Annotated in this window: 22 protein-coding genes and 2 riboswitches; of the genes, 14 read left to right on the top strand and 8 right to left on the bottom strand. The window is 48.4% G+C overall.

Annotation, left to right across the window (positions count from 1 at the left end):
• Positions 1-32: 32 nt before the first annotated feature.
• From ACRRNK_RS00560 to ACRRNK_RS00540, 5 genes are all read right to left on the bottom strand, one after another.
• Entirely contained in the window at positions 33-674 is a 642-nt protein-coding gene (locus ACRRNK_RS00560; RefSeq protein ID WP_433944920.1) for a hypothetical protein, read from the bottom strand.
• A gap of 918 nt (positions 675-1,592) precedes the next feature.
• Entirely contained in the window at positions 1,593-1,919 is a 327-nt protein-coding gene (locus ACRRNK_RS00555; RefSeq protein WP_433944919.1) for a DUF962 domain-containing protein, read from the bottom strand.
• A gap of 253 nt (positions 1,920-2,172) precedes the next feature.
• The gene (locus ACRRNK_RS00550; RefSeq protein WP_433944918.1) at positions 2,173-2,646 is read right to left on the bottom strand and encodes a VOC family protein; all 474 of its coding nucleotides are present in this window, start codon (positions 2,644-2,646) and stop codon (positions 2,173-2,175) included.
• Between the two features lie 45 nt (positions 2,647-2,691).
• Positions 2,692-2,895 carry a hypothetical protein gene (locus ACRRNK_RS00545; RefSeq protein ID WP_433944917.1) on the bottom strand — a complete coding sequence of 68 codons (204 nt, stop codon included), beginning with the start codon at positions 2,893-2,895 and terminating at the stop codon, positions 2,692-2,694.
• A 37-nt stretch (positions 2,896-2,932) separates the two neighbouring features.
• Positions 2,933-3,280 (bottom strand): hypothetical protein, encoded by a 348-nt coding sequence (locus ACRRNK_RS00540; RefSeq protein ID WP_433944916.1) that lies wholly within the window; start codon positions 3,278-3,280, stop codon positions 2,933-2,935.
• 402 nt (positions 3,281-3,682) lie between these two features.
• Between ACRRNK_RS00540 and ACRRNK_RS00535 the strand changes: the two genes are divergently transcribed.
• The 6 genes from ACRRNK_RS00535 (at position 3,683) to ACRRNK_RS00510 (ending at position 11,394) form a co-directional block, all read left to right on the top strand.
• The gene (locus ACRRNK_RS00535; protein ID WP_433944915.1) at positions 3,683-5,746 is read left to right on the top strand and encodes a transglycosylase domain-containing protein; all 2,064 of its coding nucleotides are present in this window, start codon (positions 3,683-3,685) and stop codon (positions 5,744-5,746) included.
• Between the two features lie 90 nt (positions 5,747-5,836).
• Positions 5,837-6,502 carry a DNA-3-methyladenine glycosylase gene (locus ACRRNK_RS00530; protein WP_433944914.1) on the top strand — a complete coding sequence of 222 codons (666 nt, stop codon included), beginning with the start codon at positions 5,837-5,839 and terminating at the stop codon, positions 6,500-6,502.
• A 614-nt stretch (positions 6,503-7,116) separates the two neighbouring features.
• Positions 7,117-7,500 (top strand): ArsR/SmtB family transcription factor, encoded by a 384-nt coding sequence (locus tag ACRRNK_RS00525; protein ID WP_433944913.1) that lies wholly within the window; start codon positions 7,117-7,119, stop codon positions 7,498-7,500.
• A complete protein-coding gene (locus tag ACRRNK_RS00520) occupies positions 7,493-9,919 on the top strand; it encodes a heavy metal translocating P-type ATPase (RefSeq protein WP_433944912.1) in 2,427 nt (808 codons plus the stop codon). Before ACRRNK_RS00525 ends, ACRRNK_RS00520 begins: the two co-directional genes overlap by 8 nt.
• 317 nt (positions 9,920-10,236) lie before the next feature.
• A complete protein-coding gene (locus ACRRNK_RS00515) occupies positions 10,237-10,620 on the top strand; it encodes an MmcQ/YjbR family DNA-binding protein (protein ID WP_433944911.1) in 384 nt (127 codons plus the stop codon).
• A 123-nt stretch (positions 10,621-10,743) separates the two neighbouring features.
• Entirely contained in the window at positions 10,744-11,394 is a 651-nt protein-coding gene (locus tag ACRRNK_RS00510) for an HAD family hydrolase (RefSeq protein WP_433944910.1), read from the top strand.
• A gap of 237 nt (positions 11,395-11,631) precedes the next feature.
• Here ACRRNK_RS00510 and ACRRNK_RS00505 read toward each other — a convergent pair whose 3' ends face one another.
• A complete protein-coding gene (locus tag ACRRNK_RS00505) occupies positions 11,632-12,147 on the bottom strand; it encodes a YwhD family protein (protein WP_433944909.1) in 516 nt (171 codons plus the stop codon).
• 148 nt (positions 12,148-12,295) lie between these two features.
• Here ACRRNK_RS00505 and ACRRNK_RS00500 point away from each other — a divergent pair, with 148 nt between their 5' ends.
• The 6 genes from ACRRNK_RS00500 to ACRRNK_RS00475 all read left to right on the top strand — a co-directional run bounded on the left by ACRRNK_RS00500 (position 12,296) and on the right by ACRRNK_RS00475 (position 18,203).
• Positions 12,296-14,272 carry a M1 family metallopeptidase gene (locus ACRRNK_RS00500; protein ID WP_433944908.1) on the top strand — a complete coding sequence of 659 codons (1,977 nt, stop codon included), beginning with the start codon at positions 12,296-12,298 and terminating at the stop codon, positions 14,270-14,272.
• Between the two features lie 16 nt (positions 14,273-14,288).
• The gene (locus ACRRNK_RS00495) at positions 14,289-15,104 is read left to right on the top strand and encodes a hypothetical protein (protein WP_433944907.1); all 816 of its coding nucleotides are present in this window, start codon (positions 14,289-14,291) and stop codon (positions 15,102-15,104) included.
• Positions 15,105-15,325: 221 nt separating this feature from the next.
• Positions 15,326-15,463, top strand: a riboswitch (cyclic di-AMP (ydaO/yuaA leader).
• Between the two features lie 6 nt (positions 15,464-15,469).
• Positions 15,470-15,961: a C40 family peptidase gene (locus ACRRNK_RS00490; protein ID WP_433944906.1), complete on the top strand. Its 492-nt coding sequence runs from the start codon at positions 15,470-15,472 to the stop codon at positions 15,959-15,961.
• 340 nt (positions 15,962-16,301) lie between these two features.
• Positions 16,302-16,440, top strand: a riboswitch (cyclic di-AMP (ydaO/yuaA leader).
• Positions 16,441-16,444: 4 nt separating this feature from the next.
• Positions 16,445-16,918, top strand: a complete 474-nt coding sequence (locus ACRRNK_RS00485) for a C40 family peptidase (RefSeq protein WP_433944905.1) — start codon at positions 16,445-16,447, stop codon at positions 16,916-16,918.
• 312 nt (positions 16,919-17,230) lie between these two features.
• Positions 17,231-17,734 carry a GNAT family N-acetyltransferase gene (locus ACRRNK_RS00480; RefSeq protein ID WP_433944904.1) on the top strand — a complete coding sequence of 168 codons (504 nt, stop codon included), beginning with the start codon at positions 17,231-17,233 and terminating at the stop codon, positions 17,732-17,734.
• A gap of 112 nt (positions 17,735-17,846) precedes the next feature.
• Positions 17,847-18,203: a c-type cytochrome gene (locus ACRRNK_RS00475; RefSeq protein WP_433944903.1), complete on the top strand. Its 357-nt coding sequence runs from the start codon at positions 17,847-17,849 to the stop codon at positions 18,201-18,203.
• A 251-nt stretch (positions 18,204-18,454) separates the two neighbouring features.
• Here the strand turns inward: ACRRNK_RS00475 and ACRRNK_RS00470 are convergent, their stop codons facing one another.
• On the bottom strand, positions 18,455-18,754 hold the full coding sequence (locus ACRRNK_RS00470) for a 4a-hydroxytetrahydrobiopterin dehydratase (RefSeq protein ID WP_433944902.1): 300 nt from the start codon (positions 18,752-18,754) through the stop codon (positions 18,455-18,457).
• 221 nt (positions 18,755-18,975) lie between these two features.
• On the bottom strand, positions 18,976-19,269 hold the full coding sequence (locus ACRRNK_RS00465) for a hypothetical protein (protein WP_433944901.1): 294 nt from the start codon (positions 19,267-19,269) through the stop codon (positions 18,976-18,978).
• Between the two features lie 224 nt (positions 19,270-19,493).
• On the opposite strand from ACRRNK_RS00465, the gene motA reads away from it, so the two are divergent.
• Both motA and motB read left to right on the top strand, forming a co-directional pair.
• On the top strand, positions 19,494-20,297 hold the full coding sequence (gene motA, locus ACRRNK_RS00460; protein WP_433944900.1) for a flagellar motor stator protein MotA: 804 nt from the start codon (positions 19,494-19,496) through the stop codon (positions 20,295-20,297).
• On the top strand, positions 20,281-21,084 hold the full coding sequence (motB, locus tag ACRRNK_RS00455; RefSeq protein ID WP_433944899.1) for a flagellar motor protein MotB: 804 nt from the start codon (positions 20,281-20,283) through the stop codon (positions 21,082-21,084). The genes motA and motB overlap by 17 nt, the downstream gene beginning before the upstream one ends.
• Positions 21,085-21,118: the final 34 nt, after the last annotated feature.

Below are 21,118 nucleotides of genomic sequence, written 5' to 3'. Positions count from 1 at the left end.
TAGACGAGGGTATTGCCCTCCAAATAAACACTTTAAGAAATTCTATTGATTATGGACTGCTTTATTTGTTCATATTGTTCATTTGTTATTATTTTTTGATTTCTTAGTTTATATAGTCGCTTTATTTCTTCAGATACATAAAAGTCCTCTCTATTTTTTTCTAATAGTTTTGTTATCTTCGAAATAATAAAGCCAATTAAAATCAGTTCTAGTAGTTTCGCCGAGAGTATATGGATTATTTGTACGGTTCTTAAGTAATAGTTCACGTTTATAAGATCTTGCAATTTTATCAGTGTTCCTGACATTGGAAGTGAATAATTTATACCGAAAGCAAAATATATGAAATCATACATTCCCATTTTTAGTTCACTTTGATTAACCACACTCACATAATCCACCCATAACTCATAAAACATCCCATAAATGATACTAGGAACTATAAGCATCAAAATCAGTAAAACAATTAGTGCACCGCCCTGATATTTAGGCATGGAACTGTTAAAGTCAGAATCATTATTTATAAATTTCGTAAGCTCTATCATACATACAACAACAAAAAATAAGATTTGTGCAGTTAATAAAACAACCATCGCTGTAAAAATTAGAATAAGTACAACTTCGTTTCTTTCAATAAAGTCAGACTTTGCATTCAAACCAAACAATAAAATTACCATTTGTAATATTCAGTTTACTGGTGATGCTGTATAATAAAGGATTTTTTTCTTTACTTTAAAATAACTTATAAAACTGGCTGAAACTAAAAATAAGTAGATTGTAATAAATAAACTAAACTGCAGCCAAGACATTGGATAAGTCCTCCTTGCTAGTAGTGCAATGCTTATTGTATTAACGATACGCCCCAACCCAACCCTTATCTTGGGTTGGGTTGGGGCGTTGACTGAGCTTCTTCCATGACTATACATCTGTCAACCAAAGGGCGATAGACCTGCAGCGTGAATACATTATTACACGAATCATTATTTTCTCGGTGGCACCTACATTTACAAGAACCTAATGCCTGTTTTCTCTTAATGATCTAAAGCCAGTTATTGCTTCCAATAATGAGATCAATATGACAAAAAAACTAATTAAAAAATGTTCATTCTCAAGTTTTACTTTAAAGACATTATCTATAATCATTCCAAAAGCCACAATACAATATAATGAATATTTCCAAGTACTTAACACGTCAAAAAGAACCTGCGAACTAAAACTCCTTTCCCGTTTCTTTCTGGCTATATAGTTATATGAGAACAATAGAATAATATAGATAATTACAGATTTAACATCTTGATTAAACAAATTAATATGTAAATAGAAATAAACCATACTGAATAACACAAATATCCCTCTATATCTTTTTTCTTTCATTCTTCTCCAATTTATTTCCCTCATATTTGTCTGTCTTACCTCCATGATTGTAACCTTAGTAATAATTTTTTATAGCTCATCAATAACTTCGTGTAAGTTCTTGTATCCACAAACCCGAGAGGCTTAAGCCCCGCCAGGGCCGGGTGGCCACGCCACTCAGCCTCAGGCTGCGCTGTTATACGAGGCCGAGCCCTTCCTCGAATCTTCCTCAAATTCATATCTCAATCCTCAACCCATCTTACTAGCACTTCTCTATTCGTGATCAATTCAAAAGTCCTTACGAAAAACCAGATAAACCCAGCGTAAAACCCGACCCATGGATATCTAAATGATGCTGGTTTATTTCCCTCAAAGTAAAAATGGCCTACCCATGATAAGATGTAATGCAGTAGTGCAAATATTAAGGTAGCCCAGAGATTAATAAAAAGAAAAATCCAACCAAGAAGTGCAAATAGGAATGCAAAATAGTGCAATTGTTGGTTATGCCTGTTGTTATGTGAATTCACATAATATTTCAAGTCTCTTCTAATTGCTTTTTTAATCTCCACTTTTCCCGCATCCCTTAAGGTATCGGATTTTTACACCAATAAACTAACTTGAAATCTACTAACCTCAGCATTCAAACCATACTCCCTTTATATAATTCTATGTACCTCAACCCCATACCTTCCATGTTTCTACAGGAGAGTACGCGGCATCACACTGTGTAACCTACCACGCAGACGTACAAAAAAGAGACAGCCCTCCCTCGGAGGATCTGTCCCAATACCCTTAATCTCACGTCTAATTCAGCAATATTCCTTACTTGCTACTATCCGCATTGATCACACGCATAGCGCCCAACACCAGGTTATATCCGTCCGGATCCTGAATACATGCGTTCTTGAACTCCCAGCCTCCATGTGAGCCAGTGAATGGCTCGGTGGATATCATTCCACCTTTGTCCCGTACTTCCTCTACGAAAGCGTCCAACCCTTCCCATGATATGCTTATAAAAGAGTCCCACGCATAGTCCGGACCTTCCCATTCGGTTGGGTAATCGGAGCGCTTTTGCGCGACTGCGTTCGGTCTTACATCATTTATAGAAGAAGCCTGCTGCAAAAGGAACACCATATCATCTCTCTCAGCATGGCCCCAGCCGTCGATTGTACAACCAAGTACATGGCTGTAATACTCCTGTGATTTCTTCAGATCAGAGACAAGCCTGACTTGGATGGCCCGCCCCAATTTAATTTTAGGTGTATTGTTGGTCTCCGCAGGATGCTGATTACTCATATCAACCGCTCCTCTCCGTTTCACCCATAAAACAAACTACACTCATTACCTCAAATGCCGCTCCACCATCGCCATAATCACGGCTTTCAGCTCATCCCTGAAGGTTTCACTCGACATGCCTACATATGCTTCTCCAACCTCTGTATATCTCTTCAATTCTTCTCTGCTCAAATACTCTGCTGGATTGAGGCCAAGTTCTTTAAGATAGTTAGTCAGGGCTGTGAATTCAACAAATTCGTTCTTTTCCATCCGAACATCCCCCTATTCGTATCCATGTGTACGCGGCTTATTGAGACAGCTCCTCCAGGTACCCTTTCATACTCGGGCTTCCAGACCTTTTTCCAGAGATTAGCCATGCTGCATACATGATGACCACAGCCACCAGAGGCACGAACCAGTATGCGACTGCCAGCAGCAGGACAGGAATCCCCACAAAAGATAGCATAAAATGCTTCCATCCCCCGCTCGCATCTGGCCCGGATACCCACACGATCACATCCAGGTAGTTGTTGGCCCAATAATACAGCCCATACCCCGCCCCTACATAAGGTATGAGCAGAGTATACCAATAATTCAGCACCCACTTGGCCGTCAGGATCAGTCTGCGCTTAGCTTTGCTTAATCGATCACTCATTCGTTCAACCCCTCAAGTCTTAGCTGCATTCCTCTTGTTAATCTTCTATATCTTCCCAGGAAAAACCTTCCGCAATTAAGTCTTTATCGCCCTTTGCTTCAAAAAAGTTTCTCTGCCTTCCCCGTCCCTTTACCTCTCCAAGTGAATAACTGCCCCAAACTTTCCCATACTGAAAAATAGGCCTGGCCAGGTGCCAGTCACCAACTAGCAATTAGTAACTAGCATCCAGCAGTAACGTAGCTGCGATTTGCTATCTCCGATTAGTCATTTTCATGTGCCTTTAGCTTCTAGCCTTTAGCTATTAACCAACAGCCAGTTGCCATCAACAATTAATTAACAACCCAACAACCCACGTCCCGCATCACGCACCAAGCCAGAAGGAGAAGGAGGCACCTACTTACGATGCAGCGACTATCACGAAGCGGCCGCAGACCCCGCCGGGGCTTACGGCTGTTCTTTAGAATTGCCCTGATCACCGCCATTCTCGGCATCTGTACGATTGGGGGAATCTTGATCTATCTCGCCAATACGCCGCTGCCGACGGCAGATTCCGACCGTAACTCCCGGCTCGTGGATATAAGCGGTGAGACGATTGCGACCTTTTCCTCCGGGGCCAAGAACCGGATCAGCGTGAAGCTGGATCAGATTGCGCCAGATCTCATACACGCTACATTGGCTGTGGAAGACCGTAATTTTTATAACCATATCGGATTTGACGTGAAAGGCATGGCCCGCGCTGTGCTTGTAAATATTGAGCACCTCAGCACCGTTCAGGGGGCCAGCACCCTGACCCAGCAGCTTGCCCGCAACCTGTATCTGTCTCATGAGCGCACCTGGACCCGCAAGGCGAAGGAGGCCATGTATACAGCCCAGCTTGAGATGAAATACAGCAAGGACGAGATCCTGCAAATGTATTTAAATGAAGTGTATTACGGGCACGGAGCGTATGGGGTGGAGGCGGCGTCCGAGATGTATTTTGGCAAGCCGGCCAAGGCGTTAACGCTTGGAGAGAGCGCCATGCTCGCCGGAATTCCGAAAGGGCCGACCTACTATTCGCCGTATAACTCCATGAAGAACGCCAAGGACCGCCAGCGCATCGTACTGAAGACGATGGTTGAGACTGGCGCGATTACCCAGCAGCAGGCTGATGATGCCTATGCACAGCTGCTTAATTTCAAGTCGCCTTCCCAGCGCACCACCGGGGATGATGCTCCCTATTTCCGTGATTATGTACGGAATATTGTGGTGAATCAGCTTGGCATCGACGAGAGTCTGCTGGAACACGGGGGCTTGACGATCTACTCCACTCTGGATATGCAGGCTCAAAAAGCAGCCGAGACCGCAGTCTCAAGCGGCACAAGCGGAAGCCCGGACCTGCAGGCCGCATTGGTGTCAATTGACCCGCGAAATGGGTATATCAAGGCCTTCGTCGGTGGAACGAATTACACACAGAACCAGTACAATCATGTCCTGGCCAAGACGCGGCAACCCGGCTCGTCGTTCAAGCCGATTATGTACCTGACTGCCCTATCTTCCCGCAAAATGACCGAAGCCAGCATGTTCAACAGCGAGCCGACCATGTTCCACTACGACGGGAACCGCAAGACGTACAGCCCGCGCAATTTCGGGGAAAAATACCTCGGCGAGATCGACATGCGGCAAGCGATCGCCGCCTCCGACAATATTTACGCGGTCAATACGATCCTGACCGTTGGGGCGAACCATGTCATCGACATGGCCCGCCGCATGGGCATTGACAGCCCGATGGAGCCCGTTCCTTCGCTTGCGCTCGGGACCTCGCCGGTGAGTCCTTTTGAGATGGCCTCGGCCTTCGCCGTGATCAGCAACCAGGGCAAGAGCGTTAAGCCCACGGCCATCGTGAAAATCACCGACAGCAGCGGCGAAGTCCTCTACGAGAACACGCCTCCGCCGCAGGAGCAGATTGTCGAGCCCGCCGCCGCGTATGTGATGACGCATCTGATGGAGAGCGTGTTCGAGACCGGGGGCACAGGCAACCGTGTATCCGCGGTAATGAAACGCCCTGTCGCCGGCAAGACCGGCACGACCCACACCGACGCCTGGCTCGTCGGCTTCACCCCCGAGCTGTCCACCGCCGTCTGGGTCGGCTATGACAAGGGCAAGATCCTAGAGACCGCAGAGTCGCGCAAAGCCGCGCCGATCTTCGCCCAGTTCACGGAGAAGGCGCTGGAGAAGGTGCCGCCGAAGATTTTCCCTATCCCGGATGGGGTGGTCAATGTGTACGTTGATCCTCAGTCCGGCAAGCTGGCCACAGCCGAGTGTGCGGCGAATCAGCGCCTTGAGATGTTCATCAAGGGAACCGAGCCGAAGGAGTATTGCAGTGATCATGGCGGCAAAGGCACCCCCGCACCGGCGGAGGCCAAGGACGGAAAGTCCAAAGACAGCTCGTGGTGGGGCGACCTCAAGCGCTGGTGGATGAACAAATAATGGGGTCATCCTATTCCTGATTTGCCTCCGTGAGCCGGGTTATATAACATGAAAGTAAATATATCCGGCTCTCGCGAAGGAGACAGTACCATGAGTGATAAAGATAGACTTCCGGCTTCGATCTACCAGATGACCGCGCTTGAGGCAGCCCCCCGCCTGCTCGGACATACCCTTGTCCGTCGTACGGAAGACGGGGAGATCCGCTCTCGAATTATCGAGACCGAAGCTTACGGAGGCGTGGAGGACAAGGGCAGCCACGCTTTTGGAGGCCGCCGCACCGACAGAACCAGGGTCATGTTCGGCGAAGGAGGCCCCGCGTATGTGTATTTGATCTACGGGATGTACAGCTGTCTGAACGTCGTGACAGGCCAAGAGGATGATCCGCAAGCCGTGCTCATCCGGGCAACCGAGCCGCTGACGGAATTGGACAGACTGGTCATGTCCAAATACCGGGATATCAAGTCCCGCAAGCCTGCGGATCTGAGCAATGGCCCCGGCAAGCTGTGCCGTGCCCTGCGTATTGACAGGTCGCTGAACGGGCTGGACCTGCGCACTCCCGGCGGACCGATCTGGCTTGAAGCCGGAGACGAGGATCAGGAATTTGATATCGTGGAGTCTCCGCGCATCAACATCGATTATGCCGAGGAGTATGCGGCCAAGCCTTGGCGGTTCAACATCAAGGACCATCCCTATGTATCGGTCAAAGCCAAAGACGGCCGGATATTCGGGACATTTCAGGGGTTACGTCCAAGCTAGCAGTTATAGCAAAGCCCGAGTGACCGGTATCCTATTGATATGGACCCCATCTAGAATGGTTACAGCTACGCTAACATGTAGCTCTAGAGAACTGTATCCTATTGAAATGGGCCAACCCAAAAGGGTTAAGCTACGCTAACAGCAGCAAAGCCTGGTAGAAAGTTCACTTTTCTATGAACGAATCTTCCGGGCTTTTAATCCGCCTTGTTACACCGATGAAAGAGGGTTAGCGGGTAGATAGTATACTCCCCCAACTCAGACAGCTGCCGGATAACAACACGGTGCTTTTACGGTGCTTTTACGGTGCTTATACGGAGTATCTACAGAGCTTTTCACGGAGCACTTACAGAGATTTTGCAGAGATTTTGCAGAACTTTTACGAACCCCTTGCAATCCCCTTACGGATCTTTAAGCCCCGCAAAATCCTCACCTAACCCTCGCAACTTAATTCCCGGGCCATCTTACCCCACCCCTTTGCCTCTAAATTCACAACCGCTAGGAGAAAAGCCCTAACATTCAAACAAAGATTTGAATATCTTATAGAAATGAGTTATAGTAACCTCATAACAATCAAATGAACGTTTGAATGATGACCCGAAAGGAAGCGATAGGCCATGGCAACTGAGTCCCGTACCCAACTTGAAGTATGTGAAATGACCTGTGAGCATGAAGAAATCACCTCCAAGCTGCGGAACCTGCTGCAGGAAGAGGAGATCGTGGGCATGGCCCAAATCTTCAAATCGTTATCTGATCCTAACCGTGTAAAAATCGCTTTTCTGCTCGATCAAGGCAAAGAGCTGTGTGTATGCGACATTGCGGCATTGCTGGATTGTTCCGTAGCCACCGCCTCCCATCATCTAAGGCAGCTGAAGTCCTCACATATTACGAAGTCACGCAAGGAAGGCAAGAACGTCTATTATTCGCTGAAGGACCATCATATCCAGACGCTAATCGCCATGACGCTGGAGCACCAAAGGGAGAAGAGCGACCATGAGTAACTCATCCGCAAGTTCCAAAGCTGAATTCAGAGTACAAGGGCTATCCTGCGCGAATTGTGCCCGGGAGCTGCAGGACGAGATTCGCAAGCTTGCGCATGGCGAGGACGCCGCGCTTCACTATAACAGCAGCCGGCTGATTGTGAATCCTAACGTAGACCTCTCCCGTGTCAGCAAAATTCTCAAGAGCGACGGTGCCACCTTGGTCCTTCCTGAAGGCACACATTCAGGTGACTCACGATCCACTGGTGAAGCATCCGCTGCAAAATCCGGCCGCGCCAACTCCCATGCGGGGAATTCAGCGGATTCAACCGCATCTGCTAACAGCAGACCGGCCGATCGTGACTATGCCGCCCGCAGTCATTCCCAATCGCACGATCAGCAAAGCGGGCATAATCGCGATCATCACGGTCACGCACATGATCATTCGCCCGAACACTCGCATGGCCACGATCACGGTGGACTTGACCACCATCACGATGATCACGGGCACGCCCACAGTCATTCGGACAGCCACTCCCATGGCCACGGCCATGATCACGGCGGGCACGAAGGCCAGCTGATCAAATGGCTGCTCAGTACAGCCGCGGTCCTGTATATTGCCACCTTTGCACTTGGAAATGTGCTTCCGCCAGCCGCACTGATTATCTTCTACGCTGCGGCCATCGTGTTAAGCGGCTACTCTACCTTTTGGCGGGGTCTGAAGAATCTGCTTAAATTGAAGTTCAATATGGATACGCTGATGACCGTGGCTTTGGCAGGTGCCGTAGTAATCGGGGAATGGAAGGAAGCCACTCTGGTGGCGATCTTGTTCGGTCTTAACGAACTGCTTGAAGGCTACGGCATGAGCCGGGCCCGCAAATCGATGGAGGCGCTGCTCAGCGCAGCCCCTAAGCAGGCCGTTGTTCTCCGGGCCGGAGACCGGACGGAGACCATTGCAATCGAGGGGCTTCAGGTGAACGATATCGTTATCGTTCGTGCCGGAGAGAAGATTCCCTCAGACGGAATCATTACCGAAGGGAACAGTGCGGTAAATGAAGCAGCTATTACGGGGGAATCCATCCCTGTCTCGAAGAGTGCCGGAGATCCTGTTTTTGGCGGCAGCGTGAATACCGAGGGGCTTCTGAAGGTGAGAATCGAGAAGGCTTACCAGGACTCTTCCCTTTCGAAGATCATGCATCTGGTACAGGAAGCGCAAGACACCAAGACGCCGACTGAACTTTTCATTGATAAATTTGCGAGATATTACACTCCAGCCATTATGATTATTGCAGCACTTGTTGTTCTGGTCCCGCCCCTGCTCTTTGGAGCACCCTGGATGAAATGGGTATATGAAGGGCTGGCCATCCTGATCGTTGGCTGTCCGTGTGCGCTGGTGCTTTCCTCACCGATTGCACTCGTTAGCGGAATGACCCGCAGTGCCCGCAGCGGCGTGTTGATCAAAGGCGGCATCCATCTGGAGCAGCTTGGCAAAATCAACATGATCGCCTTCGACAAGACCGGAACGCTCACCGAGGGCCGTCCTGCTGTAATTCAGGAAGCAGTATACGACCCGGAGCACTTCTACGCCGTAGCCGGAGCCATGGAGCAATCCTCTCTTCACCCGCTAGCCGAGGCGGTGGTCCGCAAGGCCGAAGAGTCGGGGATCACCCATTTTGCCCCGGTTAATGACCTGATTACCCTGCCTGGCCAAGGGATTCAGGGGGATATTGAGGGAGCTCGTTACTGGGCCGGGAATGAGCAGCTGCTCCAGCACGTCTCCCTGTCCTCTTCGGATAGAGAGCGGGTACAAGACGACCTTAGCCGAATGAAAAAGGCGGGTCTAACTATTGTCCTTGTAGCTGATGCAAAGCATGTTCTGGGCATTGCCGGGCTCGCGGACCAGATTCGCGCCGAGAGCCGGGACGTGATCAAGCGGCTGCACCAGGCCGGGATTGAACATACGGTCATGCTGACCGGTGACCACGCAGGTACAGCTGAGGCGGTTGCACAGGCGACTGGCGTCACGGATTGGTACGCCGGTCTCCTGCCGGAGCAGAAGGTCGACAAGATCAAGGAGCTGGCAGCTAGAGGAAGCATCGCCATGGTTGGTGATGGCATTAATGACGCGCCAGCACTCGCCACGGCACAGCTGGGGATTGCGATGGGCAAGGGCACCGACAGTGCCGTTGAGACGGCTGACATCGTCCTGATGCAGGATCATCTCGGCAAGCTGCCGACGGCGATCAAGGTCGCCCGTCTCTCGAACCGGATTATCCGCTGGAACATTGGCATCAGCCTCGGTCTGAAGCTGATCGCCCTGCTGCTGACGATTCCAGGCCTGCTTACGCTCTGGATCGCCGTCATGTCCGATATGGGCGCGACTATTCTGGTCACCTTGCTTGGACTAACCGTCCTGCTTGGCAAAGACAAGGAAGCATAAGCTCACGTCCGCCAGCTGTATTCTTTTCATACAAAAACAAAAGTGGCAGTTCAAACCTCTTGCGAGGGTCTGGACTGCCACTTTTGCCTGAGGAATAGCTGCTTGTGGATTACACTCTGCGGCTCTTCTGCTCTGCCTCTTTACTCTTTTACCTCTATGCTTCTATGCTTTCCCTCTCAGGACCGGTTATAACAGCCCCGGCATCCATTGAATTATGAATGGGGTCCAGATACACTATGGAGAAAGAGCCTATACATACCTAATAATCCATATCCCCATAAGAACAGCATCTTTCACGAAAGGAGTATGATCCCTATATGAATCATCAGGAGCTCATCGAGCTGGGCCTCGGTTACCCGGGAACCAGCCTTCGTTATCCTTTTGACCCCGGCCTCCCGGTACTCTATGTTGGCAGCAAAATGTTCGCCCTCCTCGGAAATCATCTTGAAGTGGAGTCCGTTAATCTCAAGACCTCCCCTGATGAAGCCTGGATTCAGCGCGAGAGTTATCCGGGCGCCGTTATCCCTGGCTACCATATGAATAAGCGCCATTGGAATACTGTCCTGCTGAACGGGCAGGTACCGGACGAGGTCATTACTGCCATGCTGCAGGAATCCTACCAGCTGGTCGTTGCCAAGATGCCTAAGGCATCCAGATTGCTTCTATTTCAGGGCGAGCAACCCGCAGCCGAACAGGAATGACGCTCTAGCGGGCCGATCCCCAAGCTCCAATCTGTAATCTCTATTTTATCTTCTGTCTCTAGCTTTTATCTCCAACTTCAGTCTAAATAGGCAAGAGAACTTCTGAGCTGAGGAGGATTCACTTTGATTAAAGTTGTTCTTTGGGACCTTGATGGGACCCTATTAGATAGTGAGTTTTTAGCAAAAGAAGGAACACGTTTTGGATTCCAACAAATACTCGGAAGAGATCCAACAGAAGAAGAATTTTCTCAACTAGTTGGAAGACCTGTTCCAGTTGTCTACAAGGAGTGGTTTGATGAGGATTTGGCAAGGCAAATTCTTGAATGTGGGACAAGTTACTACCATGAAAGGGCCGACCAAATCCCTTGTTACTCTGAAATACCGGAGTTATTGATTGAGTTGAAGCGGAGAGGTTACCGTATGGGCATTGTTTCTTCAAAACGGCGTATTCATGTCATGAATGAACTTCAATCAAAAGGCTTGGATGCCTTATTTGACGCTATTGTAACGCAAGAAGATACGATAAGGCATAAACCTTTCCCCGATCCCCTGGAGCTTGCGATGAGACAGTTAAATGTATCTCATGATTGTTGTGTATATATCGGTGACCAACCTTCAGACATTCGTGCTGCTGACGCAGCTCGGATGAAGAGTGTCGCCGCACTTTGGGGAGATGGAGAAGCGGGTGTGCTGGAATCAACGTTTCCATCCAAATTTGCTCACTCCCCGATAGATATTCTTGAATTTCTTCCATACATATTGCCAGGGGATTAAGCTAACCGGGAACGACAGTTCAATGATCGAGGGCTCAATTTACTGATCAACAATGTTATTGTAATTAACCAAAAGAAATGGATAGAGCTCAGAACTCATCTGAAAACTCTATCCATTCCTATTTTCACCAACAAAATGTCCAAGCGTGGTATTTAATCGCTTATTTTATCGGTTAAATTTATATTGGGCTAATCAATAATAAAACATCAAAGAGGATCCTTATGTGATCCCTCTTAATTATCCCTCAAGTGCACTCTTCAGCTCGCTGGAGGAACGATTCCACCAATCTTCATTATGTGTGATTAGCAGCGTACGCAGCGCCTGCTTTTCTACCGGGCCCAGCTCATCCAGCATAATACGGCGTTTGATCGCATAATCCAGCTTATTTACGTGGTCGGCGAGAATCTTCCATCCGCGCTTCGCCTCGGTATCGATCAGCATCTCACACGCCGTTGCTCCGCCATACAGCTGCCCTTCCGGCGTGCGGTCCACCGCAACCCATACCAACCAAACTTGACGTCCGTTCGGCACGTCCTCTTTATTCGCGGAGAATTTGATTCCCCGCTCGACCTTACTCTTCGCGTGCATAGCTCCGATGTCAATCTTCGCTTCACCGCCATCGATAATGATCGGCGATACGCTGTTCAGGTCAATCGAACCCGCGCCAAAGCCCTTGTGTTTATTACTCTTCTCGTTGCCGCTGATAATATTTAAGGCAATTTGCTTCTTGCCGGTCTTATTCAGATTATCCATATTCCCCTCCATTAGTGAGCCGCAGCCTTGCTGAAGATTCAGACTTCCTCGATAACAATAGGCTCTATATATTTTAATTTTAACTAATAATCCTCCAGATGCAAACATATACATGCCTTAGATGCTTGTCAACGGGAGGTATCCAAGAATGACCCCACCACGGATCAAAATTATACTCATTTCCATTCTCAGCTTTATTGTTATCGGCGGCGCTGTATGGCTCAGTCTGACACCCGCCCCTGCCCAGCCCTCATTTGCACCAGAAATGGGCAAGCTCCCGCAAGATCAGCCCAAGGCACCAGAGAGTATCGGCACTCCAGGTACGGAGCAGCTTAGTGACCGCGTTGCCGAATATCACATCGATGTGAATCTGGATGAGAAGGAACGCACCTTAATCGGCACTGAAAGTGTGACTTGGAAGCACCCGGGTAGACAACCCGTGAGCGAGCTCTACTTTCACCTGTATCCGAACGCCTTCGCTTCCAAGGATACGACCTTCATGAAAGAATCCGGAGGCAAGCTTCGAGGGGACACCATGCCGAAGGATGGATGGGGCTCCATGAAGCTGACCGGAATCCGGACCACCGACGGCATCTCCTTGATTCACCGTCTTCAGTATGTTCAGCCTGATGATGGGAATACGAAGGACCAGACCCTGGTTAAGGTTCGCCTTCCCCGTCCGGTTCAAGGTGGAGAGAGCATCACCCTCCTCATTAACTTTGAGGTCCAGCTCCCTAAAGTATTCGCCCGCATGGGTACAGCAGATAACTTCGTGATGGCCGGTCAGTGGTTCCCTAAATTAAGTGTGTATGAGCCAGCAGGAACAAGAGGCCGTACCTCCGAAGGCTGGAACCTTCATCAATATCACGGAAGCTCGGAATTCTATTCCGATTTCGGTATCTTCAGCGTACGGATCAATGTGCCAAGCTCCTATATCGTCGCAGCGACCGGCTTTCCCACCAAGACCGCAGTCGTCAAGCAGAATCGCAAGATTTATCAGTTCTATGCTGACGATGTACATGACTTTGCCTGGGCTGCTTCCCCGAACTTTGTCTATGCAGAGGAGCCTTTCTCTTCAGCCGAGGTTCCCGGTGTACGGATCAAGCTGTATCTCGACCCGCTTCACAAGGACCTGAAGGACCGTTACTTCTATGCGGCTAAGGCCGCTCTGTCTTCCTACAGCAATTGGTATGGCCGTTATCCCTATTCGACTTTATCCATCGTTGTACCCCCGGCAAGCGGCAATGGTGCGGGTGGAATGGAATATCCGACCCTCGTTACCGCCTTCGGAGCCACCTCGGAATCGCCCGGGTATGAGCTGGAGAGAACCGTGGTGCATGAAATCGGCCACCAGTATTTCTACGGTATGATCGCCAGTAACGAATTTGAGGAAGCATGGCTCGATGAGGGATTCACCTCTTATGCCGAGGACAAACTCATGGAGAGCGCCTATGGGATTAAGCCTAATCTGCCTGTGCAGGCAAGCTTCGTGAATCAGCCAGCCGCACTGCCCCTGGAAGCATGGAAATACGCATCTTCTGACACCTATGCCCAAAATGTATATACCCGCGGCAAGCTCGTGCTGCTCGGCATTGAACGTCAGGTTGGAACCAGCACCATGAACAAGATCATGGCCCGCTACAGTGCCAAGTACCGCTTCAAGCATCCCACAACCTCTGATTTTCAGAGAATCGTTGAACAGGTTACCGGGCGGTCATGGAAAGATTACTTCAATCAATATGTATACAGCGGACAAATGACGAACTACTCGGTTGATTCCATTACAGTGAACCCCGTACAGACCAGCGCTGGCCCGCTATATGAGTCTGTCGTGAAGATCAGCAGACTCGGCGGAAGCTATCCGGAGGTCCCCATTCTATTCAGCTTTAAAGATGGACAAATCGTGCGCAAGACCTGGAAGGGCGATGAGAGTCAGATTGTCTACAAGCTGCGGTACAAACAGCCTCTGGCCTGGGCTATGATTGATCCCGGCTATACCCTGGTGCTGGAGAACAAGCATATCAATAACTATCTGAAGGCAGAAGTGGAAGAGAAGACAGGCACGCGGTGGAATCTGGGCATAACCAAAGTAGTGGAGTCCCTACTTGGATTGCTCTCATGGTGAGGTGACCAATAGTAGAATGAGATACATTCGTAACGGATGGCAAAGTACCAAGGAACAGTTTCCGGTCGTCATTATCCTATTTCTATATCAGCTGCTGTGGGGTGTATTTCTCTATAGGCTGATCAATTCTGCCATTATTCCGCTTCTGCAGCGCTACCCCGATCCAGCGCCGAGCGACCTGAGCCGCATTCTATTTCTTATTGAAGGCCAGCTGGAGCTGAAATACAGCTCAGAGGTGCATCTGTACTTCTGGCTTCTTGCCGGCATGTTCATCCTGCGAATACTGCTTACGCCGCTCATTCAGGCAGGAATTCTGTATGGACTTCGTCCGCTAACCCCGGACGGAGCCGGTCTGGTGTTCTTCCAAGGGATTGGCCGGCTGTGGAAGCCGGTCACCATCTTTTACCTCATAGAGCTCATCCTTGTTCTAGGTCCTGCTTACTGGATCGGACCGAAGGTGCTGGATCTTCTTGTACAGGGTATACAGACTGGCGGCTATCCGCTCCTCTATACTGCTATATATATTCTGGGTTGGCTGATTTATGGCTATCTCATCCATCAGCTTCTTCTATATGCACAGTTCGGTTATATCTTCGGGCGGGGAATGTTCTCCTCTATCCTAAGCTGCTTGCGGCGACTGCTTATCGTTACGGGAATATCTCTGTTCCTAGGCGGAACAGCCCTGCTTCTATTCGGTGCTTTCAGTACAGCATCCTGGATCTGGACCGGATTTCTCGCCCTTATCCTTCAGCAAACCTATCCTTTCATTCGCACGACTCTCAGTATTTGGCACATAGCCTCGCAATATCACCTTTGGAATGAGAAGAATTGAGAACTACCTCCATCTTCCTTAAACCCGCGTCCACCAAGGCTTCCGCTTCTCTGCGGAGGCCCTTTTTCTTTCAACCCTCCGGGAAATCTCGCAAGTAACCATTGCCAAAAGATACCTCCCTTGCTACAATGTGAATTATGAACAGACAGTAACAACATTGTAATTATTTTTTTGTCACAGCAGGATATTCGACTTCCATGTCGTATTCTTGTTATAGGTGCACAGATATCAAGCCGAATTCCCGGGCACCGGGAAACGGGGGAACCAATTTTGGGTGAATTGATCTCGCAACGGAGGGATCATAGGGGACCTTCAACCGAATCCTTAAGCTAACCTCGCAGGCATTGGAAGGAGTTTAACCGCTTTTGAAGAAGAAACTTGTAGTTGCAGCAGTATCTATGTCCATTTTGTTCACACTTGGGACTGGAAGCGTTTTCGCAGACTCCAAGCTGGACAAAGTCGTGGACAAAGTAATTGGCACGGAGTATAAGTCAGGTGGAACTACCACTAGCGGCTTCGATTGCTCAGGCTTTACGATGTATGTATTTGACAAACTGGGAATAAACCTTCCTCACCAATCTGGCTCCCAATTCAAAATGGGCAAGGCCGTATCGAAAGATGAATTGAAAGCCGGAGATCTGGTATTCTTCAATACTTTTGGTAATGGTGTGTCACATGTGGGTGTATATGTCGGTAATGGCAAATTCGCACACGCCTCTTCCTCAAAGGGCGTTACCATCAGCAAGCTGAGTGATAGCTACTACACCAACCGCTACGTTGGAGCTAAGCGTATTATGAGCAACGAAGTATTTCAATCTGTTGCCGATTCCTCTAAAGACAACGACGATGTAGAATAAGCAGTTCCCTTGGCCCGCCCGCAGTGATTCTTGCCGGAATCTTGCGGGTTTTTGTTTGCCCAAAACTAGGGATTTTAGTTAGTATTAACCAATTTTTCGACAAATAAATCGTAATCATATGTTTTTTTGACATAAAAAGTGAGATCCAACTTGCCAAAGCTTGGGGCCTTTGGTACAATAGTCAAGGAATTAGTAACAACTTTGTAATTATTACTGTCATATGTCGGAGCGTTCTGAAGGCTGTCTTGATGTTCATTACAAGAGTCATACAAGCACTTCCCGTGAACGCTGGGTCCTGAAATCTCGTTATCTCGAGGATTTTCAGTTCAGGTGCACTAAACCAACAAATCAGCCGAATTCCCACGCACCTGGGAAACGGGGGAACCAGTTATGGGTGAATTGATCTTGCATTAAAGGGGTCATAGGGAACCTTCAACCGAATCCTCAAGCTAACCTCGCAGGCCTTGGAAGGAGTTTAACAACTTGAGAAAGAAACTAGCAGCAGCGGCAACGAGCTTGGCATTATTGTTCACACTTGGAACAGGTAGCGCTTTCGCAGATTCCACACTAACTCATACGGTGAAGAGTGTATACGGTACTCCGTATAAATGGGGTGGCGTAACTTCAAGTGGTTTCGATTGTTCCGGATTTACATCTTTTGTGTTCAAGAAGATGGGTGTAACACTTGCCCGTCAATCCAAAGCTCAATTTCATCAAGGTTCTCCAGTTATGGCGAAGAGCCAGTTGAAAGCAGGAGATCTTGTCTTCTTTAATACGTTCGGTACCGGTGTATCTCATGTCGGAGTATTCATTGGAAACGGCCAATTCGCACACGCCTCTTCCTCAAAAGGCATCCATATTGACCGTCTCAGCAGCAGCTACTACAGCAAACGCTACGTTGGAGCTAAACGTGTTCTCAGCCAAGCCAAATACACTAAATATGCTGTGAACCTGTAAACTCCATTCCCTCAAATGGAATTTACATCCGCGTGGACCGCACGATTCTTGCCGGAATCGCCTGCGGTCTTTTTGCTTCCTTAGTACCTACTTCTAAAACGTGTGTTAACTGTAAAAGGTTTCAGACATTTCGAATGAATAAATAATTTTATTCCATATATTTGCTTATTCTATATTTACCCACTGCCATAGGGGTTAAACGTGTGAAAACACATATTTAGTTCTTTTTTTTTCGAAATTTTCTCTATATAAAACACAATTGAATATTCATATTCTAAATGAATTAGATCAGAACGAAATGAGGTACTCCTTTTGATGAATAGCTCTTCGTACTTCAAGGTTATTCCTATGGAAGAATCCCACGCACAAGACATCTGCTCCTGGGTCTACGACCCGCCTTATGATATCTACAGCTTTGACTCCTGGGAACAAATGAAATCGCTTGAGATTGAATTTGGGGACCCGCAGCTTCGCCGGGAGCAGTACGTGTCTGTTCTTGCGAATACAGGGGAGTTAGCCGGATTTGCGCAGATCTTTCCCATGGTGGGTGTCTCCCGCTTAGGGATTGGAATGCGGCCTGATTGGTGTGGGCAGGGACGGGGTAAGTCGTTCGTACAGGCTGTCGTCCATGAGGCCCTGCGCCGCTATCCGCATCATGAGGTGGATCTGGAAGTCCTTACATGGAATGAGCGGGCCATTCGTACCTATGAGAAGGCGGGGTTCCAAATCACGGACCAATATGAGCGGCGGACTCCGGATGGAATGAAGCCTTTCTACTGCATGGTATATCACAATGACCAATCGCACTCCGGCTGATGAAATAAGTCAAAGTGAACAACTTGTTTGTTTTTTTGTCACAAATGCTATGATCAAACAGGATGTTCCGTTATAATGAGAGAAGGTATCATACATAGGAGGGACGATTGGAATGCAAAAGTGGATCATGAGCGGTTTGTTCTTTATCGCGTGCGCTTTGGCCATCGTGCTCATGTTCAACCTGCCGGGTAAAGAACAAGTAGCACAGGAGAATAAGCCTACTATGCCGAAGGTCACGTTGGATGCAGCCAAGGCAGAAGCTACTGTCAAAGCCAACTGTATCAGCTGTCACGGTGATCAGCTTGAGGGTAAGGTTGGACCTAGTCTGCAAAAGGTCGGTGCGCAGTTGACCAATGAGCAAATTTTTACCACAGTTACCAAGGGTAAAGACGCCATGCCGTCATTCAAAGACAAATTGAAGCCCGAAGAGATTGCCAATGTAGCGGAATGGCTTGCCGCAAAAAAATAACTAAATCAAAGCGCGCCCTCTTTTACGCTGTAAGCGTATTCCGGAGGGCGTGTTTTTTATTGGATATGCGCTTCTCTGCTATTCTGAGGGAATCTGCCCCTGAAATATGTAAGAACCTCTGCTGTTCCATCGCAACACACGGCATGAGGTCCGCAATATGACTTAAGTTTGGAATCCAAATCTGGTGCCCTTTAACCGCTCTGTATGGCGGTGTAAGCCCCACGCAGTAATTCATCTTCCTATTGCGTTATTTACTCAGCCGAGCGTGCCTTCTCAAAAGCCTCGTTATACTGCTGGGCTTCCTTGATATCCACTGCAGTAATCCCGCCAGCTTCCCAAGAGGTTAGACGGAGCGTCACGGTCTTATGGTCTATAGTGATAAATGGATGATGATTGAAAGCCTCCGAGATAGCCGCAACTTCGTCTACAAAGGCAATGCCCTTCATGAAGTTTGAGAATACATATTTACGCACAATCCATCTTTCCTCTTCCATCTCCCATCCTTCCAGATTAATTAAGTGCGCTTCCACTTCTTGAGGTGTAAATGGCATCCTATTTCCTCCCTATTCTATACAACGTCCGAACTGTCCTGGATTGACTTAAGAACCGGCTGTCCTTCACATCTTCTTATGACCCGTGTACCCGCCTGTATCGCAGATCCCTCTTCCCACTAAATACCCAGAACAGAACTTAAGGACCTAAACGATAACGCTTCTCACGATATATTAACACGACATAAGGCTTAAATCCACATCCAGGTTAATGTGTATGTCTACACCAGAAGAACGGTAGCAAGCTCCGTATCCCCAACCAGGATGTTGATCCGGTGCAGGCTGGAATCAAGCATAATCACACCACTGCCTACCGTGATAACCGGCTCTGTCCCCAGACCATAGAACAGGTCCTCAGCTAAAGCCTCGTGGACCTCGCGTCTGTCCTCCTCAGACAGTCTTTCCCAATCGTCAGCCTCCATTTCAAAGAAAACATAACTATCCTCAATCAATCCTACCGCAGCTGTTAATTCTGCCAGAATATCTCCGTAATCTCTTGCGTGTTTTACGCCCATCTATGCTCTCCGCCTTCCTAGATCTCTACTTAAGAACCACTCTTTTCATTATAACTGAAAATTCATCTTAAAAAAAAAAGGAAATCTGTCGATAAAGTAGGTAAACCGTTTCTTACAGAAAGAAGGCTGCAAGTTCCTGTGGTTTCTGTCTAGAAACTGTCTTGACGGAAGGATGCCGGAAAGACTGAAAGGATTCAATTCTATCTCATGGACGAGGTGTATTAATGGAAATATCAACACTTATAGGACTAGTACTGGGTCTTGTGGCAATTGTCGTGGGTATGATACTCAAAGGCGCACCCATCATCAACCTGGTAAATAACCCGGCGGCTTATATCATCATTTTTGTAGGTACCGCAGCATCACTCTTTGTCGGTTTCCCGGCTTCAGAACTGAAGAAGTTTCCGAAGCTTCTTAAATTACTATTTGTTAAGCCCAAAATGATCACCAAACCTGAATTGATTACGCTGTTCATGGAATGGGCTTCCATTACCCGCCGTGAAGGACTTCTTGCTCTAGAGAGCAAGGTTGAAGAGATCGATGACGACTTTCTCCGGGGTGGAATGCGGATGATCATCGACGGTAATGATCAAGAATTTGTCAGTGATGTGCTTGCCGAGGACATCGCTGCTACCGAAGAACGCCACCGCGCCGGTGCCTTAATTTTCTCCCAAGCCGGGATGTATGCTCCTACGCTCGGGGTACTCGGTGCCGTTATCGGTCTGATCGCGGCGTTGGCTGATATGACTGATATGGAGAAGCTGGGACATGCGATCGCCGGAGCCTTCGTAGCCACCATGCTCGGGATATTCTCAGGTTACGTCTTATGGCATCCTATATCCAATAAGCTCAAACGTATCTCCAAACGTGAAATTGAAATCCGTCTTATGATGGTCGAGGGACTCCTCTCCATCCAATCTGGTGTCTCCACTATTGCCATTCAGCAGAAGCTGGCGGTCTTCCTAACTCCAACTGAACGTGCCAAGCTTCAGGATAAGGAGGAGACGACCGGTGAGCAAAAAGAATAGACATGAACCGCATGAGGAACATGCCGACGAATCCTGGCTGATTCCTTATGCCGACCTTCTCACCCTGCTGCTCGCCCTGTTTATTGTACTGTATGGAATGAGCTCCACGGACGCCAAGAAGTTTGAACAGATGAGCAAGGCCTTTAGCATCGCTTTGAATGGCGGTGTAGGCGTAATGGATAAGAGCTCAAGTGAAGGAACAGATACGAATACACCACAGGAAAGTTCAGCTCAGCAGAGCACCCAGAGTATGTCGATGAGCAAGAAGCGAAGCGAGCTTATGCGTCAGGAGCAAGAAGATCTGGAGAAGCTGAAGAAGCAAATGGACAGCTACATCAAAGTCAACGGACTGTCATCCCAGCTGGATACGAAGCTGAATCAGTCCCAGTTAACGATTACCATTAGCGACAAGGCTCTGTTCGCTTCCGGGGATGACACGGTCAAGCCTGAATCCAAGCAGCTGGCTAAAGCCATCTCTGTCATGCTAGAAGGCTTCCCGGACTATGACATTATCGTGTCCGGTCACACGGATAATGTTCCAATCTCTAACCAACAATTTGACTCGAACTGGGATCTCAGTTCGGGAAGAGCGCTTAACTTTATGAAAATTCTGCTTCTCAACAGTAAGCTGGATCCAAGGAAGTTTGTCAGCACAGGATATGGCGAGTATCATCCGGTCGCCTCGAATAGCACGGAGGAAGGACGGGCTAAGAACCGCCGCGTGGAAGTCTCGATTCTTCGTAAGTATCAAAATAATGCCCAGCAGGGCGTTACCTCTACACCTTAACCAAAGGCCCCAACAGCTCATCTTGAACTGTTGG

The organism is Paenibacillus sp. SN-8-1 (assembly GCF_050995535.1).
In the GTDB taxonomy this organism is placed as follows: domain Bacteria; phylum Bacillota; class Bacilli; order Paenibacillales; family Paenibacillaceae; genus Fontibacillus.
The sequence above is the reverse complement of the archived record's forward strand: the minus strand, read 5'-3'. Positions and strand labels throughout refer to the sequence as shown.